Annotated in this window: 13 protein-coding genes and 2 riboswitches; of the genes, 6 read left to right on the top strand and 7 right to left on the bottom strand. The window is 63.1% G+C overall.

Features of this window, described 5'->3' with window-relative positions:
- The 4 genes from P9M14_10690 to P9M14_10675 form a co-directional block, all read right to left on the bottom strand.
- Positions 1-340: hypothetical protein (locus tag P9M14_10690; protein ID MDP8256207.1), on the bottom strand; the 340-nt coding region annotated here is incomplete at its 3' end.
- Positions 337-1362, bottom strand: coding sequence for a glycyl-radical enzyme activating protein (locus tag P9M14_10685; protein MDP8256206.1), 1026 nt, complete (start codon positions 1360-1362; stop codon positions 337-339). The genes P9M14_10685 and P9M14_10690, both read right to left, overlap by 4 nt.
- A 10-nt stretch (positions 1363-1372) precedes the next feature.
- On the bottom strand, positions 1373-3883 hold the full coding sequence (locus tag P9M14_10680; GenBank protein ID MDP8256205.1) for a pyruvate formate lyase family protein: 2511 nt from the start codon (positions 3881-3883) through the stop codon (positions 1373-1375).
- Between the two features lie 4 nt (positions 3884-3887).
- Complete coding sequence (locus P9M14_10675) at positions 3888-4619, bottom strand: FadR/GntR family transcriptional regulator (GenBank protein MDP8256204.1); 732 nt, start codon at positions 4617-4619, stop codon at positions 3888-3890.
- A gap of 203 nt (positions 4620-4822) precedes the next feature.
- On the opposite strand from P9M14_10675, the gene P9M14_10670 reads away from it, so the two are divergent.
- From P9M14_10670 to P9M14_10660, 3 genes are all read left to right on the top strand, one after another.
- Positions 4823-7879, top strand: a complete 3057-nt coding sequence (locus P9M14_10670; GenBank protein MDP8256203.1) for a PAS domain S-box protein — start codon at positions 4823-4825, stop codon at positions 7877-7879.
- Positions 7880-8090: 211 nt separating this feature from the next.
- A riboswitch (cyclic di-GMP riboswitch) is annotated at positions 8091-8168 on the top strand.
- Between the two features lie 53 nt (positions 8169-8221).
- On the top strand, positions 8222-8890 hold the full coding sequence (locus tag P9M14_10665; GenBank protein ID MDP8256202.1) for a hypothetical protein: 669 nt from the start codon (positions 8222-8224) through the stop codon (positions 8888-8890).
- 345 nt (positions 8891-9235) lie between these two features.
- A riboswitch (cyclic di-GMP riboswitch) is annotated at positions 9236-9314 on the top strand.
- Between the two features lie 59 nt (positions 9315-9373).
- Positions 9374-10300, top strand: a complete 927-nt coding sequence (locus P9M14_10660; GenBank protein MDP8256201.1) for a hypothetical protein — start codon at positions 9374-9376, stop codon at positions 10298-10300.
- A gap of 126 nt (positions 10301-10426) precedes the next feature.
- On the opposite strand, the gene P9M14_10655 is transcribed toward P9M14_10660, so the two are convergent.
- From P9M14_10655 to P9M14_10645, 3 genes are read right to left on the bottom strand one after another with little or no spacing between them, the layout of a single operon-like run.
- On the bottom strand, positions 10427-11548 hold the full coding sequence (locus tag P9M14_10655; GenBank protein MDP8256200.1) for a glycosyltransferase family 4 protein: 1122 nt from the start codon (positions 11546-11548) through the stop codon (positions 10427-10429).
- The gene (locus tag P9M14_10650; GenBank protein MDP8256199.1) at positions 11545-12156 is read right to left on the bottom strand and encodes an XTP/dITP diphosphatase; all 612 of its coding nucleotides are present in this window, start codon (positions 12154-12156) and stop codon (positions 11545-11547) included. The genes P9M14_10655 and P9M14_10650 overlap by 4 nt, the downstream gene beginning before the upstream one ends.
- Positions 12153-13367 (bottom strand): alanine racemase, encoded by a 1215-nt coding sequence (locus P9M14_10645; GenBank protein MDP8256198.1) that lies wholly within the window; start codon positions 13365-13367, stop codon positions 12153-12155. Before P9M14_10645 ends, P9M14_10650 begins: the two co-directional genes overlap by 4 nt.
- Positions 13368-13444: 77 nt before the next feature.
- On the opposite strand from P9M14_10645, the gene P9M14_10640 reads away from it, so the two are divergent.
- The 3 genes from P9M14_10640 to P9M14_10630 form a co-directional block, all read left to right on the top strand.
- Positions 13445-14089: a hypothetical protein gene (locus tag P9M14_10640; GenBank protein ID MDP8256197.1), complete on the top strand. Its 645-nt coding sequence runs from the start codon at positions 13445-13447 to the stop codon at positions 14087-14089.
- Positions 14086-16194 carry a hypothetical protein gene (locus tag P9M14_10635; GenBank protein ID MDP8256196.1) on the top strand — a complete coding sequence of 703 codons (2109 nt, stop codon included), beginning with the start codon at positions 14086-14088 and terminating at the stop codon, positions 16192-16194. Before P9M14_10640 ends, P9M14_10635 begins: the two co-directional genes overlap by 4 nt.
- Positions 16195-16271: 77 nt before the next feature.
- The coding region (locus P9M14_10630; protein ID MDP8256195.1) for a glycosyltransferase family 39 protein at positions 16272-17688 on the top strand (1417 nt) is incomplete at its 3' end.

Raw genomic sequence — 17688 nt, 5'->3', positions numbered from 1 at the left:
TGCCCAGGTAGCTGTTGTAGCGGAACATCGGCTTGTTGTTGAACATCTCGTAGTCCGCGCCCTCGGTGGCCGCGTGGTCGTAGTCGGCCTTGCCGCGCCACAGTTTGCGGTCGAGGGTCATGATCAGGAAGCCGGTCTTGCGGTTTTGGCGCACGTACTCTTTGGAGAGCCCCTTGGTGAACTCGCCCCAGATCAGCATGGTCGGCGACTTGGCCTGCATCGATGTAATCAGCGAGACGTGGGGCAGACCCTGGGGGTCGATGGTGCCCAGCAGTCCGACCTTCTCGGTGGGCTCGAAAAATGCGAGGTGTGACTGTTCGAACGTTTTGCGCTTGTTCACGATTCAGCTCCGTATTGGCATGGCTTGACCAGCTTCAGCGGCGGTTGCGCGCTGTTGTTTTTCATCTGCACCGACCCGGTCCAGTGGACGATCTCCGGGGCGACGCCGGATTGGCGCGCGACCTGCGCCAGGCGCTCCATCTGGGCCTCGGTCATCAGCGGGGCATCTTTGTATGGCCAGTCCTGGTCCAGGCGCGAGTACTTGTCGCGGCACAGGTTGTTGAACGCGCACAGCTCCCAGCGTTCGATTGCGCCGTGGGCATGCTCGGCCAGGTAGCGCCCGATGGCCGCGATGTTGGCCTCGTCGTCCGTGGCGCCGGGGATGATCGGGGTGCGCACCCACAACTCGCTGGGGCCGCCGGGTTCGCGCACCGCGCGCACCACGCAAGCGAAGCTCTGCTCGATCTTGTCGCGCAGTGCGCCGGTATGTTGCAAGTGGCGCTGGGGATCGATGAGCTTGACGTCGAACAGCACCAGCTGCGTGTGGGGCAGGATCAGCTCGATCTGCGATGTCGCGCACTGGCCGCAGGTGTCCAGCGCCGTGTGCACGCCGCGCTCGCGCAGCAGTTCGAAGAACTTGGCCACGAACCGCGCCTGGGCCGCGGGCTCGCCGCCGGTGGCCGTGATTCCGCCGCCGGATTGTTCGAAGAACGCGCGGTCTTTGAGCACCTCGGCCACCAGCGCGTCCACGCTCCAGCTTGTGCCGAGCAGCTCCAGGGCGGTGGTCGGGCACTGCTGGGCGCAATCGCCGCAACCGATGCACTTCTCGCGGTCGATGGCGATCCCCTGATCGCCCATTGTCAGTGCGCCGCGCGGGCAGGTCTCGATGCACAGCAGGCAGCCGATACAGCGCGAGCCGACCCACTGCAGCTGGGGCTTGAAGCTGATGCTTTCCGGGTTGTGGCACCAGTCGCAACGCAGGGAGCAGCCCTTGAAGAACACCGAGGTGCGGATCCCCGGGCCGTCCTCGGTGGACATCCGGATCAGTTGCAGCACAGTAGCGTGGTCGGACTTCTCGGACATCGACGTACTCCTAGAAGTCGCTGTGGCTCAGCCGCGCGATCACCTCGTTCTGCAGCTCGCGGCCGATGGAGGTGAAGTAGGCGTTGTACCCGGTGACGCGCACAAGCAGGTGGCGGTAGTCCTGGGGCCGGCGCTGGGCGTCGAGCAGCATCTGTTTGTCGAGCATGTTGATTTGTAGCGCGGACCCGCCGTTGACAGCGTAGCCGCGCAAGAACGCCTTGAATTTTTGCTGGTGCTCGGGGTCGCGCAGGATCGAGGGATTGAAGGTGATGGTGTGGCTCGCGCCGTTGGGCAGGGCGCTGCGGTAGTCGTTCCAGTCGCCCTCGCCGCAGTCGGACTTGCCGCCGAAGACCTTGCCCACCGAGTTGGTGTTGGCCGTGGGGCCGTTGGTGTCCGAGCCGTTGCTGGGACAGATTGCGTTGGAGAGGAACTGCCCCTGGGGGCGGCCGTCGGGGCTGGCCGCGAGCACGAAGCCGTCGCCGACCCAGTAGTTCCAGGAGAGCATCCCCGGTCGGAATTGGCGGCCGGTCGATTGGGTCTTGTAGTTCCAGGTTTCGTCGGTCCACAGCTCCATTACGCGCGTGGCCATGGCGTCGGACTCGTCGTCGTCGCGGCCGTACTTGGGGGCCTTGTTCTTGGCCCGCGCCTGGAGCACCTCGTGCCCCTCCCAGTTGTCGCGCAGCGCCTGGATCAGCTCGGGCATGGTGCAGGCGCCCTCGTCGAACACCAGGTACTTGATTGCCAGCAGCGAGTCCACGGTGGTGGCGTAGGTCACGGCCTCGAGGGTCACCAGCGCGATCTCGGCTCCGCCCTGGGTGACGTCCAGGCCCTGCTCGGCGCAGCCCTTGACCATGCAGCTTAGGTAGGAAGTGGGGCAGTATTGGGCGCGGATCGATTCGGATTTCTCATAGAGTTCGGCGGAGCGCGCGATGATCTGACGCGTCTGCTCGGCGTAGGCCTGCCAGAACTGCTCGAAGGTTTCAAACTTCGCGGCGTCGCCCGTGGCCGGTCCGTCCTGGCCAATGGGATCGACCTTGCCGGTAATCACGTCGCGCACCTGATGCAGGTCGCGGCCGTTGTTCAACGCCAGCTCGACCGCCTTGAGCAGGTTGAGGTTGATGTCCACCGTGCCCGAACGGTCGTTGCCGACCATCGTGTTTTCCAGGCAGCCCACGGGCGCGTAGTCGTGGACGTTGTCCAGGTTGATCAGCCGCTGGAGATTGGCGCGTTTGGCCTCGCGCAGCATGCCCGCCATCGAACGCTCGTCGAAGTTAAGCAGAAACGGCGCGCCCTGGCTGGTGGAGATCATCTCAATCAGCTTGTCCAGCAGCTCGTCGGGCGAGTTGCAGTGCAGCCGCACGTTGGGCTTGGGCTCGAGGATCGGCGAGAGTTCGTCGATCACCTCGAGCATTGCGTAGGTCAGATCGTTGGTCATGTCGCGCCCCGCGGGGCCCATGCCCGAGAGCGTGATCAGCTGGCCGAAGCCCGCGGTGATCCCCTGGTAGCCCGCGCGGATGATCGCGTCGTAGGCCGTGTTGCAGTGCATCCAGAAGCACTTGAGCATCTCCTTGAGGAACTCGCGGTCCACGCCCTGCTCGATTGAGTGCTGCCAATAGGGGAGCAGGTATTGGTCGATGCGGCCGAAGCTGATGCCGGGTCCGGGGTAGTTCTCGTCGGACATGATCAGCATGTGGGTCAGCCACAACGCCTGGAGTGCCTCCCAGAAAGTCTCGGCCGGCTCCCAGGGAACCTTGCGCAAGATGTGATCCATTTGCTCAAGCTCGGAGCGGCGGTCAAGGTCGGCCTCGGCCAATGCCAGGTCGCGGCACAGATCGGCGTACTTGGCCGCCAGGTCGCGCGGCATCTGGGCCGCGGTGATCATCGCCCGTAGCTGTGCGCCCTTGGGTCCTTTCTTTTCGCGCTTGCCCAGGGCGTCGTACTTGGCGACCAGGTCGGCGTGCACGCCCTTCCAGCCGATCTGCAAAACGCGCTCATGGCCCGGCACAATGTGGCCGGGGGTGGCGCCGGCGTTGCCGTAGCCGTGGTCGTGGAACCACTTGACCGCCCGCCGTGCGCCGTTTTTACCGGCGATCAGCTCCCAGTGCTTCTTCGCCTGCTTGCGGTCCAGGCACAGCGAGGTCTGGAGGTTGAAGCGCGCGCCGGCGATCAGATCGCCGGGCAGCAGTTCGTGGGGCAGGTGCTCGACCATCACCTGCTTGACGAACCAGGCGCGGCGCTCGGGCTGAGACCAATCCCAGAACTTCGCGGGCAGGTCGATCGGGCGCGCTGCCTGGCGGAACGAGCTGACGAAGGTCTGCAACAGCAGATAGTTCTCGGGCACGATGAAGTAGGCCATCTCGTTGTGCTGCACGTCCCAGGGAGTGCCCGTGCCAAAGGGCGTGAACTCGTTGTTCCACGGCCGCTGCGTGCCCTGGAAGTAGTAGTCGCGCAGCCACTGGATGCGCGCGGAGAGCCCCTTGGGCTGCTTGATCTGATAGGTGCGGTCGGCCGCTACGCTCATTTTCTTACCCCTGTTGTTTGAGGATTATCGATCCTAAATGCTCGGCCCCGTGCTCGAGGATGCGTTGCATTTGCTGCGCGGCGCGCTGCTCGTCTTGGGCCGCGATCGCCTCGACCAGTTCGCGATGGAAGGCGAATACCTGCTCGACCACCGCGGGCTCGGAGAAGAACAATCCGGTGAGATTGGTGTAGACCTGTTTAAAAGAGTTGATCACCAGCGGGTAGATCATGTTGTCCGAGGCCAGGGCCACCATGTGGTGCAGCTCAAAGTCGAGCTCGGTGATATAAGCGATGTCGGTGCGCTCGGCGGATTGCTCGCGCTTGAGCAAGTCGCGCAGCTCGGCGAGCTGCGCGTCACTACGACAATGCGCTGCCAGGCGCGCGGTCTCAATCTCGAAGAGCATGCGCATTTGCAGCATCGAGGCCAGCAGTCGCGGCTCGAACAACCCCCGGCGGTAGTTGACCAGCGATGTGAGCAGGGCCAGGGAGCCCTGGCGGCGGTAGTCGTTGACCACCGTGCCCACACGCGGCTTCATCGACACCAGGCCCTTGAACTCCAGGTCGACCAGCCCCTCGTGCACCACAGGCCTGCTGACGCCCAGCTGCAACGCCAGCTCGCGCTCCGAGGGCAGGCGTTGGCCGATGGAGAGCTTGCCCGAAAGGATCAGCTCCTCGAAACGCGCGATGAACACGTCCTTGAGACTGTCGGTCTTGATCGGATCGAGCATCGCCTTCATGTTCACCTTTGTGCTTGGCAGGTGGTATTACCAGTTGCCATTGTAGTAGCCCGCTTCAACTTGTCAAGCCCGAATCGCTCGGTACTTTTAAAGTGTCCGGCTCGAAGCCGCGGTGATTATCAATGCGCTCATTAACGGACTCGTTTTAGGCTCCTATGATATTGTTTGCTAGAAAATCGCTAACAAATCGAGGGCGGCATAACGTGGACAACCAAACGTACTTGGACGAATTTAATACTTTAAAAGATTTTCCCGACGCTGCGATTATTGAGGACGCACGCGGCCGCGTGGTGTTCTGGAATTCGGGGGCTGAAAAGCTATATCAAATCCAGCGGGCCGCTGCGCTGGGACGTGCGATCGAGGAGCTGATCCAGATCGCCGACGAATCGTTCTCGCGATCACAGATTTTCGAACAGGTCCAGCGGGAAGGCTCTTGGCAGGGAGAGGCGCGGCTGCGCACCGCGGAGGGCCGCTCGCTGTTCGTCGACTTGTCGGTCTCATCCTGCAAGTTGGACAACGGCGAGGCCGGGTATCTCGAGATCGCGCACGATGGATCCGCAGGCAAGTGTTCACCGGAGGCGCTGCGCGTGGGCGAGGGACTTTGCCGCAACACCCTGGACAACATCATGGAGGGCTGCCAGATCATCGGCTTTGATTGGCGCTACCTCTATCTCAACGATGCGGTCACCATGCACGGACGCCAGACCAAAGATTATTTATTGGGCCACACGATGATGGAGGTCTATCCCGGCATTGAGCAGACCGAGCTGTTCGTCCATCTGCGCCGCTGCATGGAACAACGCACGTCGCACCGAATGGAAAACGAATTCGTCTATTCCGACGGCTCCATCGGCTGGTTCGAACTGAGCATTCAGCCTGTGCCAGAGGGGATCTTCATTCTGTCGATCGACATCACCGAGCGCAAGCGCGCCCAGGAGGCGCTGCGCCAGGGCGAGGCCAAGTATCGATTGCTGGCCGACAACACCGACGACGTGATTTGGACGATGGATCTGAACTTCGAGTTCACCTACGTCAATCCGGCGGTTGAACAGTTAACCGGCCATACTTCCGAGGAGTGGATCGGCACCGGACTGCTGGAACACGCCGATCCAGCGTACTTTTCCCAGATGACCCAGGTTATTGCCAGCCAGCTTTCAAAGGGTTCGAGCAGTTCCGGGATCGTATTTGAGACTGCGATTCTGAAAAAGGACGGAGAGCCGGTTCACGTTGAAATCAGCGGCAAGGTGATTTTCGACGAAAACGGAGATCCCATCGCCTTGCAGGGCAGCACGCGCGACATTACCGAGCGCAGGCTGGCCGTGGAGGCGCTACGCAATAGCGAGGAGAGGCACCGGATCTACATTGAAAACGCGCCGGAGGGGATTTTCATCGTCAACAACGAGGGCGCGTTTATCGACGTCAATCAGGCCGCCTGCCTGATGACCGGCTACTCGCGGGAAGAACTGTTGCAGATGTCGATTCCCCAGCTGGCCCCGCCCGATGTGCCGCCCGAGACCTTCGCCCCGTTTGGCGATTTCATCGAAAAAGGGGAGATGCAAACGGAAGTCATCATACGCAAGAAGGACGGGGCCGATATTTACACCAGTATCAAGGCCGTGGCCCTTTCCGCTGATCTGTTCATGGCCTTCTGCTCCGACATCACCGAGCGCAAGCGGACCGAACAGGAGCGCGAGCAGCTCCAGCAACAGTTGTCCCAGTCGCAGAAGATGGAATCGATCGGACGTCTGGCCGGCGGCGTGGCCCACGATTTCAACAACCTGCTGACCGCGATCCGTGGATTCTCCGATATCGTCTACAGTGCGCTCAACGACGGTGATCCGCTGAAAAAGGATGTAGCCGAAATCCAGAAGGCCGCGGATTCAGCTACCCAGCTCACCGCGCAGCTACTGGCCTTCTCGCGCAAGCAGCTGGTTTCGCCCAAGGTGATGGACCTCAACACGGCGGTGGAGCAATCGGAGCGGATGCTGCGGCGCATCATCGGCGAAGACATTGATTTTGTCTTCATTCACAAGCAGAAACCCAGCAGGGTGCTGATCGATCCAGGGCAGATCGATCAGATCCTGGTCAACCTGGCGGTCAACTCCCGCGATGCCATGCCCCAGGGCGGCAAGCTGACCATCGAGACGATGAACGTCTGCCTCGAAGGCAACAGATGCCAGACCTGCAACGAAGCGATAAGCGGCGATTACGTGCTGCTCGCGGTCAGCGACACGGGCGTGGGCATGGACGCCGACACGCTGAAAAACATCTTCGAGCCGTTCTTCACCACCAAGGCCACGAGCAAGGGGACCGGCCTGGGGCTGTCGACGATCCACGGCATTGTCCATCAGAACCATGGGCACATCAACGTCTACTCCGAGCCGGGCAAGGGGACCGCTTTCAAGGTCTATCTGCCCACGGCCGGCGCCGAGGCCGAGACATATGCCGCGGTTGAAAAGCCGTTTTCAGTGCGCGGCAGCGAAACGATTCTGTTGGCCGAGGACCAGGAGATCGTTCGCAAGCTGGCCCTCAGAGCCCTGCAGTCCCAGGGATATACGGTGATCGAGGCCCAAGACGGAGAACAGGCGCTGCAGCTGTGCAAGGGGCGCGAGCAGACCATCGATCTGCTGCTGACCGACGTGGTGATGCCGCTCAAGGGCGGCAAGCAGCTGCGCGATCTACTGAGCAAGATCAATCCCAAAATGAAGACCCTGTTCATGTCGGGCTATACCGAAAACGCCATCGCCCATCACGGCGTGTTGGAGCGCGGAATCAACTTTATCCAGAAGCCGTTTCGACCCCAGGAGCTGGCGCAAAAAGTGCGGTGGGTTTTGGATAAATCCACGAAGGTCAAGGCCGGCCCCAAGCGCAGAAGCTCGCTCAAGGGAGCGACCGCGCTGCTGATCGACGACGAGGAGAGCATCCGTATAACTGTCGCGGCGTTTCTCGAAATGGCCGGATGTACTACCCTCGCCGCCCAGAACGCCCAGGACGGCATGAAAAAGCTCGAGGAGCATCAAGAGCAGATCGACTTTGTGCTGCTCGACGAAACCCTTCCCGATCGGCTCGGACATACGCTGCTGCCGCGGATCCGCGAGTTAAAGCAGGACCTTCCGCTGCTGCTCACCAGCGGCTACGAACCTAGCGAGATCGAGCAGTCCCTGAGCGGATACGACTACGTCGACTTTCTGCAAAAGCCCTTCAAGCGCAAAGAGATGATCCACGCCATTGAGCAACTCTTGGGAATCACCGAGCAATAACAAAAAGTAATCTTTCTTCCAAAAAGTGGGACGGGTTTTGGATAAATCCGGATCGCTGCCACTGCTAGCCTGTCCAGTAACCTACTGATCATAAAAGTAAAAAGCTGATAGGTCGTGTCTTGGCACGCTTACTGTAAGCATTATCTTATATGAGAGGCTGATAAACAGCCCGATCAGTGAAAACAAGAGGCCCACGGACATAGAGCATGTTCCGTGACAAAGGCAAACCCATTGCGAGGTGGGGGCGCAAAGCAAGAGGTCTCCCACGGGAGACGGCTCAGCTGCCGCAAGAACGGGGTGCTCAGACACTCGTTCCCAAATGCTCTGACGGAGGGAACAACAATGAAACACAACATTTACCTGACGATGATTCCGGTAGTCGTTGTGGCGCTGTTCGCGTTCGTCGGTTGCCAAAGCGCGGACGACGGCGCTCTGGACGATCAGGCCGAGGAGTTCAGCGTCCATTACTGGGGCAATCCGGGCTTTGCCGACCTGCTCGAACAGCCCGACGCCGCGTTCAGCGACTGCAACTGCTTTGTCGGCAAGCGCATGTGTGAGTGCGTTGACGATGAAGGCGACCACTGGATGGCCGAGCTTGACGACGAGGGAGAGAACCTGCCTGGCCGCAATCCGGCCGAGATCCCGGACTACGGCGAGAATATCCCGGGCATCGACCCCGAGCAGAACCCCGACGCGGCCGTGGGCCCTGAGATGGACACTGTTCAAGAAGAGAACCTGCCCGGAATCAACCCGGCCGACATCCCGGACTACGGCGAAAACTCGATGGGCGTAGATCCCGAACAGAACCCGGGCGACTTCAGCATTGGTATCGCCGAGTTCGATCCAGAGCAGAATCCTGATAACGACGACAACGCGATCAGCGGCCACCAGAGCGATCAGTCCGAGCAGGACTTCTCGCTCTATGGCGAGCCCAACCCGCTGAGCTGCCTGTGCAGCCAGGTCAACTCCTCATGCATCTGTTTCGTAAACCCCTTTCAGAGCACAGAGTAGGGTTTAGGTAGAATCACCTTAGAGCGCGCGCGGGCGGGGTCTTCCCCGCCCGCGCAACTATTTTACCCGCCATGGGCCTCCTCCATTATCTTTCTAGCTTCTCATTCTTCTCAGGGATTTGTTACAGATAGTAACGAGCATTTCATTTCGTATGTTCACCGCAATGCTTATTGTTTGTCGTCAAATGCCCGAAAAACACATAACCAAATGAGATCACTTGATAAAACTATATTTCTTACTGTTGGCACGGATAGTGTAATAACCATGACACGTACAGTTGGTCCGAAATGGGCGTGATCACTGAAAATCGGTTAAGGTTTGCGGATGTCCTCAAAGGGACAAGTTCCGTGACAAGGGCAAACCCGCCGCGAGGCGGGGGCGCAAAGCCGGAGGTCTCCATGGTGGAGATGGCTCGGCTGCCGCAGGAACGGTCCGGATCGCTCTCCAGACCGTTCCCTCAAAGCTCTGATGGAGGGAACAGTAATGAAAACGAAAGCTTACTTCACAATGATCCCGGTGCTGGTAATGGCTCTGTTTGTGTTCGTCGGCTGTGAAGTCACTGACGACGACGCCACCGCGCAACAGGACGAAGAATTCAGCGTCAACTACTGGGGCGACCCGGGCTTTGCCGACCTGCTCGAGAGTCCCGACGCCGCGTTCAGCGACTGCAACTGCTTCGTTGGCAAGCGCATGTGTGAATGCGTCGACGATGAAGGTAACCATTGGATCGCCGAGCTCGATGGCGAGGAAGAGAACCTGCCTGGCCGCAATCCGGCCGAGATCCCGGACTACGGCGAGAACACCCCGGGTATCGACCCCGAGCAGAATCCCGGCGTGGACATGAGCTGTCAGATGGACACCGAAGAGAACCTGCCTGGCCGCAATCCGGCCGAGGTCCCTGACTACGGCGAGAACACCCCGGGCATCGACCCCGAGCAGAACCCCGACGCGGCCGTGGGCCCTGAGATGGACACCGCGGACCCGAACCTGCCCGGCCGCAATCCGGCCGAGGTTCCTGACTACGGCGAGAACACCCCGGGTGTAGATCCTGAGCAGAACCCGGACTGGGCCATGGGCCCTGAGATGGACACCGCAGACCCGAATCTGCCCGGCCGCAATCCGGCCGAGGTCCCTGACTACGGCGAGAACACCCCGGGCATCGACCCCGAGCAGAACCCCGACTCGGCCGTGGGCCCTGAGATGGACACCGCAGACCCGAACCTGCCCGGCCGCAACCCGGCCGAGGTTCCTGACTACGGCGAGAATACCCCGGGTGCGGATCCTGAGCAGAACCCGGGCGTTGACGGCTTCAGCGACCACGACGAACTCGGCGCGATGCACTGCCTGTGCGACACCGCCAACTTCGAGTGCGCCTGCTTCGTCAACCCCTTTCAGGAGATGACCTGGTAAGATTTCAGATAGGCTAGCTGCGCCTAGATGCGGGTAGGTTGACGGAGGACCTGCCCGCATCGCTTTATTTTATGCAGGTGGGGTAAAGATCGAGGCACCTTTGAGGCGGAAGCCGCGTTGCGCTGATTATCCCTTGGCGCGGCGGGCGTCGAGCAGCTCCTGGAAATAGCTTTCAGAGCGGTCGATCATCACCGTATCCGAGAAGCACTGCGCCACGCGTTCGCGTCCCACGCGGCCCATCTGCGCGCGTAGTTCGGGCTTTTCCAGCAGCTGGATTACCTTTGCGGCGCAGGCCTGGTGGTCGCCGCGAGGGAACATCAGTCCGACCTCGGGAGTCACCAGCTCGGAGTTGCCCCCGGCGTCGGAACTGACCACCGGCACGTGCATGGCCAGCGATTCGCGCAGCACGCCGGCCAATCCCTCGCCGCGCACCGCGCAGTTGACCGTCAAATCGCAGGCCGCAAACACCGCGGGCATGTCGTCGCGGAACTCGCTGAACACGATGCGCTCGGCCACGCCCAGCTCGCTCGCCAATCCCTGGAGCCGTTCGAGATAGGGCGTGCGGTTGCCCACGCCCAAGAAGCGCACTCCGGGCATGCGCTTGGCAACCTCGGCCGCCATGCGCACGAATACCTCCCAGCCCTTCCATTCAAAGTAAGTGGCGACCTTGGCGATCAGCGGCGCGTCGGGCTCGATTCCCAGTTCGCTTCGCACGCGCAGTCGTTCGCTCTGGTCGGCAAAGGGCTTGAAGCGCTCGACGTCCGTGCCGCTGTAGATCACCCGCACCCGCTCCGGCTCCACGTTGCAGTCGATCAGCACGCGCTTGATCTGATCGCTGACCGCGATGAACCCGTCGATCTTGTAGTGCTTCCACTTGAGTCGCGAGAAGAAGTTGCGGCCGATGGGAAAGCTCACCCGGCGGCTGACCACCAGCACCGGAACCTTGGCCCAGGCCGCGGCCGGGCTGGCCAAAGAGAACGGGTTGGGCTTGTGTGGATTGACCACCTCGATCCGGCGCTCAAGCATCAGCTTGTGCAGCTTGAACACCGCGGGCAGGTCGTACTCCTTCTTCATGCGGATCTCGAACACGTCCAGACCGGCGCGGGCCGCGCGCTGCGCGAGCTGCGATCCGGGCGGGCAGGCGATGGTCACGTCGTGGCCGCGCTGGACCAGACCGAGGCTGAGCAGCAGCACCTGGTATTGGCCGCCGCTCCAACCGTGGCTTGAGTTGACTTGCAACACTCTCATCGTTGGGCGATCCTCTGCGCCAACTCGCGAAACGCCCGTCCGCGGTGGCTGATGCGGTCTTTTTGTTCGGCGTCGAGCTGCGCAAAAGTCAGGCCCAGCTCGGGCACCTCAAATAGCGGGTCGTAGCCAAAGCCCCCTGCGCCGCGCGGCTGCTCGACGATCACTCCCCGGCACTCGCCGCGGGCCGTGAGCTCGCGGCCGTGGGGCTCGACCAGCGCTGCCACGCAGACAAAGCGCGCCCCGCGCTGCGCGCGCGGCAGGCCCGCAAGCTTTTGCAGCAGCAGCGCGTTGTTGGCCGCGTCGTCGGCATATTCTCCGGCGAAACGCGCGCTGTACACTCCCGGCGCACCGTCCAGCGCGTCGACCTCCAGGCCCGAGTCATCGGCAATGGCGGCCAGGCCGCACAGCTCGACCACGCGCCCGGCCTTTTGCAGCGCGTTGTGCTCAAAGGTCTCGCCGGTCTCGGGCAGCTCCTCGTGCACCCCGACCTGGTCCAGACACACGACCTGGATCCCCAAGGGGGCGAGGATTCGATTAAGCTCGACAGCCTTGCCGCGGTTGCGGCTGGCCAGCACTACTTTGCCCAGGTCCGTGCTGATCCGCGTCACAGGAAGCTCATGCCGCAGCCGCGATAGGTTAACGCGTCGCCGCTGACGCGGCCGTCCTGGACCAGCAGCGTCTCGTTGAAATGCTCCATCAGCTCGCCGGCCTTGGCATGGCGAAACAGCACCGGATCGCCCGGTGCGAGCCTGACTCCCTGCGGCACCTCCAGCGGCGTCTGCACCTCGCCCGCGCCCTCCATCGAGAGCAGCCTAAGCCCCGCGGGCAGAAACGGCCGCGGCAGTCGGTCGGGGCCCGCCGCTCCGCTGGCCGCATACCCGCCGCCCTGGCAGGTGACCAGCCCCGGGTCCGAGGCGCGCACCACCTGCAGCGCGAAGAACGCCGCGGGCGTCAATTTCAGGTCGTGGTATTCGGAGAACAGTTGCGGGCAAAAGAAGCCCGAGCCGATCGTGACCTCGGTCACCGCCGGGTCGGAGCTGGTGAACTCGACGCTGCCCGTGCCCCCGCCGTTGACCAGCGTCGGTTCCAGGCCCGCGTCGCGCAGTAGTTCCAGCGCGCGTCCGCGGCGCTTGAGCACGTCGGGCATTGAGAGCCGTTTGATCGCGCGCTTGACCGGATTGAGCCAGCGTTGCTCGCGCGCCGCATCGTTGAGCCCGGCGATCTGCGCCTCGTAGGCCATCAGCCCCTCGACCCGTACTCCCTTGAGCCGCGCGGCGTGTTGCGCCAGGGCGGCCACCTCATCGGCGTGACGCAGCGGGCTGCGTCGCACTCCCAGGTGAACGCGTCCGCCGACCAAGCGCAAACTGGCGTCCAGGTCGAGCACTGCGCGCAGCTCCACGTTGTGTTTGCGTCCGGCAGCGGCCAGCGCCTCGAGCTGCGCCGGGGCGTCGGCCATCAGCCTGATCGTCTTGCCCTGGGCCGTAAGCTCGGCCGCGATTTGCAGGTCCGAGGGCTGTAGCGTTGGGTAGGCCACGAGGAAGTCGTCCAGCCCGCGTAGCGCCAGGAACTGCGACTCCTCCACGGTGTAGGTCATAAATCCGGCGAGCAGATCAACGTAGCGCTGGGCCAGGGCCTGGATCAGCTCGGGCACGCGCAGGCTTTTAGTGGCCAGGCGCAGTCGTTTGCCGTTGCGCCGCAGCGGCTCGACCAATCGCTCGGCGTTTTGCCAAAAAGCGTTGAGGTCGACCAGGGCGCAGGGCAGCCGGCGTCCCGCGAGCAATTCCTTGAGCGCGTCGTAGCCGTTTTCGGCGATGGTCATCGCGCCTCCGCACAGTACCTTGAGAACGGTGGGCATTTTGTAACATACTTGCCCTGTCGGATAACAGGGGAGGTTCAATGCGCCGATACATCACAGTGATTACAATCATGCTCAGCGTAGCGCTCGTTTCTTCCGCGGCCTGGCCGCACTGCCTGGAGGGCGTCGACGACGATGCGCTTGAGGACATGACGCCCGAACAGATCTCGCAACTGTGCTCCGAGGGCTTGCTGCTGATCGGCGACGTCAAGGGGGCCAACTCGGAGAACTTCGTGCAGAGCCTGCTGATCTTCCAGCAGTCGCGCGACGAGGTCTACCAGCTGTTGTGCGCCACCGAGCGCCAGATCGAGTATCTGCCGCGGCTGATCTCGGCCACGGTGGTGGAGCGCGACCACGACTCGGACACCATCGAGTTCTACGTCGGCGCGTCGATCTTCAAGTTCCGCTACCGCGTGGACCACGAGTACGATCGCGATGATTACGTGCTCAAGTGGGATCTCGACGACGACTACGACAACGAGGTGCGAAAGGTCTCTGGCAGCTACAAGCTCTATGAGCTGCCCGGCGACCGGACCTTCGCCCGCTACGCCACGGTGTTCAGCATCAGCGGCGCGATCCCGCAGTCGATCCAGAACGCCCTGGCCAAGGGCGACATGCCCGAGGCGCTGGCCTCGCTCAAAAAGTGGGTCGACTCCGGCGGCGTCTGGCGTAGGCCGAAGAATTGAGGAATGGCCTCGGCCTGAAATTCTCCATTCCATTTTCGCTGATATTGCTGCTGTGCTTGGCCCTGGTTGCCGGGTGCGCTGATAGTTCCGGCAACGAGTCGGACCAGGACCTGCTCGACGACGACGACGACCAGGGCGAGGGCGGCTTACCCGGAGTCAGGCTCTTCCTGGATTGCTCGGCCGACGCCCGCTTTTTCGACGCGCCGTATCCCATCGAGTTCATGCGTCGCGACGACGGCACGTTGCGCTTCGTGCGCCTGGACAATCCGCGGCGCAACGCCTTGATGACCCACTACATCGAACAGGCCGACGCCAAGACCAAGGGCTTCTCGCGCGTGGCCGCGATCTACATGCGCTTTGACGGCGAGATCAACGCCGCGGCCCTGCCGCAAACCTGGGCCGAGTCGATCACGGACGGGGCGCGTGCGTTCGTGATCAACGTTGACCCTGATTCGTCGAACCTCGGAGCGCGTGTGCCGTTGCGCTATTCGTTCCGGCACGAGGCCACGACCTACACTCCATCGGACTTGCTGGCGATGATGCCGCCCGCCGGACTGACCCTCGACGCCGATACGCTCTACGCCGCAGTGGTGCTGCGCAGCCTGGGCGACGCTTTGGGCCAACCCCTGGGCTCGCCGCCCGAGCTCGAGGCGCTCAAACTAGGCCAGGCGCCATCGGGCTTTCACGGTCCGGCCGCTGCCGCGGCTTTCGCCCACCTCTGGCCCGTGATCGAGGGGCAGGGGATTGATTCGGATCAGGTCGCGGCAGCCACGGTCTTTCGCACCGGCGACGTGCTGCCCGAGATGCTTGCCCTGCGCCAAGCCGTATCCGAGTTGCCCGACCCGGACTATTACGGCCTGCGGCTGCTGCGCGAGTTTGACGACTACTACGTGCTCGAGGGCCAAACCGTGCTGCCGATCTGGCAGAACGGCAACCGCAACTATTTCCTTGGCGGCGGCGAGATTGTCTTCGTCAACGGCGAGCCGATCAAGCAGTGGGACGAGCAGGTGCGCTTCTGCCTGACCGTGCCCAAATCGCCGATGCCCGAAGCGGGATTCCCGCTGCTGTTCTACGTCAACGGCGCGGGCGGCCGATACACCCAGGTGGTGGACCGCGGCACGAGCGCGGAGCGGCAACAGGGGATCGAGGGGCGCGGACCCGCGCTGTATCTGGCGCGACGCGGAATCGCCTGCCTGTCGATCGAGGCGGCCACGGTCGGCCCGCGCGGCGTGCTGGGCGACTTCTCCGATCTGTACTTCTTCAACTTCCTCAACCTGGTGGCCTACCGCGACAACGCACGCCAGGCTGCGTCCGAGTACTGCATGCTGCCCAAGCTGGCGCGAGGCCTCGAGGTCCCGGCGGCGCTGTGTCCGGACTCGCCCACAGGCGGCGGGCCGCTGCGCTTTGACCAGGAGAGCTTCTTTTTATTCGGCCACTCCACGGGCGCATCGATCGGCGAGCTGGCTTTGGCTGTGGAACCCTCGTACCGCTCCGGCGTGTTCTCCGGCGCGGGCGCGACCTGGGTGCAGAACCTGACGCTCAAGGAACACCCGATTCCGTTTCGGCTTCTCGTGGCGCTGCTCACCGGCATGCCGCTAAATGAGTTCGACGATTTCCACCCGGTGGCCACGTTGTTCCAGACGATGTGCGAGCCGGCCGAGGCCGCGCTGTTCGCGCAGCACTGGATACGCGATCCGCTGCCCGGGAACGAACCCAAAGATGTGCTGCTGATCGGCGGCTACATCGACGGTTATTTCTTGCCGCCGATGATCAGCGCGCTGACCCTTGCTGCGGGATTCGACGTGGCCCAGCCGCTGTGCGACCTCGACGTGCTTGGGGCTATCGAGCTTTCGGGGCGCGAGGTGCTGCCAACGCCGGTGAGCGGCAACATCGCGGTCAACGGCGCTGAGTTCACCGGCGTATTGGTGCAGTACCCGCAGCCGCCGGGCATCGACGGCCACTACGTGCCCTTCGAGCTGAATCGTCCCAAGCACCAATACTCGTGCTTCCTGCGTGCGGCCGTGGACACCGGACGGGCGGTGCTGGTCGAGGCCAACGACGATCCGTTCGCAGCCTGCGGCTATCCGGGCGAGGCCGCGCCCTGAGCGCTGACCGGCATTTCCGGGCCTGGGCCGCACTGATTGTACTGCTGAGTCTGGGGCTGAACCTGGCGGGCAACGGCGTGGGCCTGGAGTTCAAGACGCTGCTGCTGCCCCAGCCGATCGACCTGGACTACTGCCTGCACAACGGGCCGCCCGACGACATCTACGGCAGGCTGGTCTATGCGCTTTACGGCGGGCCAGTGCGGGCCGCGTCGTGGGTCGCCCAATTGCTGGGCAACGGGCCGCCTTCCGCCATGGGACTGCAACGCGCAGGCCGCTGCCTCAGCGCGCTGCTCGGTGCGCTGTGCACGCTGTGCATCTTACTCATCGGCCGCATGACCCTGGATAGCCGCAGCGCACTGTTGGCCGGAACCTTATGCGCTTGCGCGCCGGGCATGGTCTTTATGTTCCACGGAGTGTCGGTCAACGCGGCAATGACCGCGCTGATGCTCGCTTGCTGCGCCGCGCTGGTTCGGCTGGCCACAACGCAGCGAGAGCGCTGGGCGCACTGGCTGCTGATCGGCGCGTTGTTCGGCCTGGCCGTGGCGCTCAAGGAGTCGGCCTACACGCTGCTTCCCGCCGGGCTGGCCGGGGTACTGAGCTATCGACTAGTCGCGCGTCGCGTCGATCAACGAAGCCTGGCGCGCTTTGCAGTGCGTTCGCTGGCCGCCGGGGCGTTGGCCGTATCGGTCTACGTCGGCGCCAACCTGGCCAGCGGCTCGGGCGACGAGTTCGAGCGTCATCTGCGCTACTACGTGCCCTCAGCACAGGTGACGCAGCAGCGCGAGGCGCAGCAGGCCCCGCAGTTGCACTCTCAGCGACAGCCGAGCTACTTCCCGCAGTTGATCTCCGAGAACCTGGGCCACGTCGCGCCTCTGGGACTGGCGCTGCTGATCGCCGGTTTGGTTTTGCTGCTGCGCAGCCCGTCGTTTGCGCGGGCGCGGCCGTTGGGATGGCTGCTGCTGTGCCTGCTGCTAGTGCAGTTCGCAGCCTATTTGCTGTGGACTCCGCCCTCGGTCAGCCTCTTTCGCCAGAACCTCAAGGGCTACGACGTGCTCTACCTCTCGGCCCTGGCCACGCTGCCCCTGGCCGCGGTGATCGTGCGCCTGGCGCGGGCGCGCCGTCCGCGGCTACGACGGCCCGGACTGGTGCTGGCCGTGCTGCTCGCGTTCTGGGGAGTGCTCGGCGGCGTTGCAGTGGACGCGGCGCTGCTGCACCCCAGCGCGGAGCAGCCGCTACGCAGCCTGATCAACATCAAGGGCGACTACACTCTGGCGCGCGCCGGGGACTACGATTTGAACCTGCCGCACTGGATCTTCGAGCGCGTGACAATTGTCGACCAGGACGCGCGCTACGTGCTGGCCTATGACCGCGACGTCGAGCGCGAGCGGCTGCTGCAAGCGGGCTACGGCGTGATCGATGATTTCGACTACCCGGCCTGGGTCTATCTGGCGCTGCCGGACTTTCGGCTGCAGACCGACCTGACGCTGCTCGGGC

It is taken from the genome of Candidatus Alcyoniella australis (genome assembly GCA_030765605.1).
GTDB classification, from domain to species: domain Bacteria; phylum Lernaellota; class Lernaellaia; order JAVCCG01; family Alcyoniellaceae; genus Alcyoniella; species Alcyoniella australis.
The sequence above is the reverse complement of the archived record's forward strand: the minus strand, read 5'-3'. Positions and strand labels throughout refer to the sequence as shown.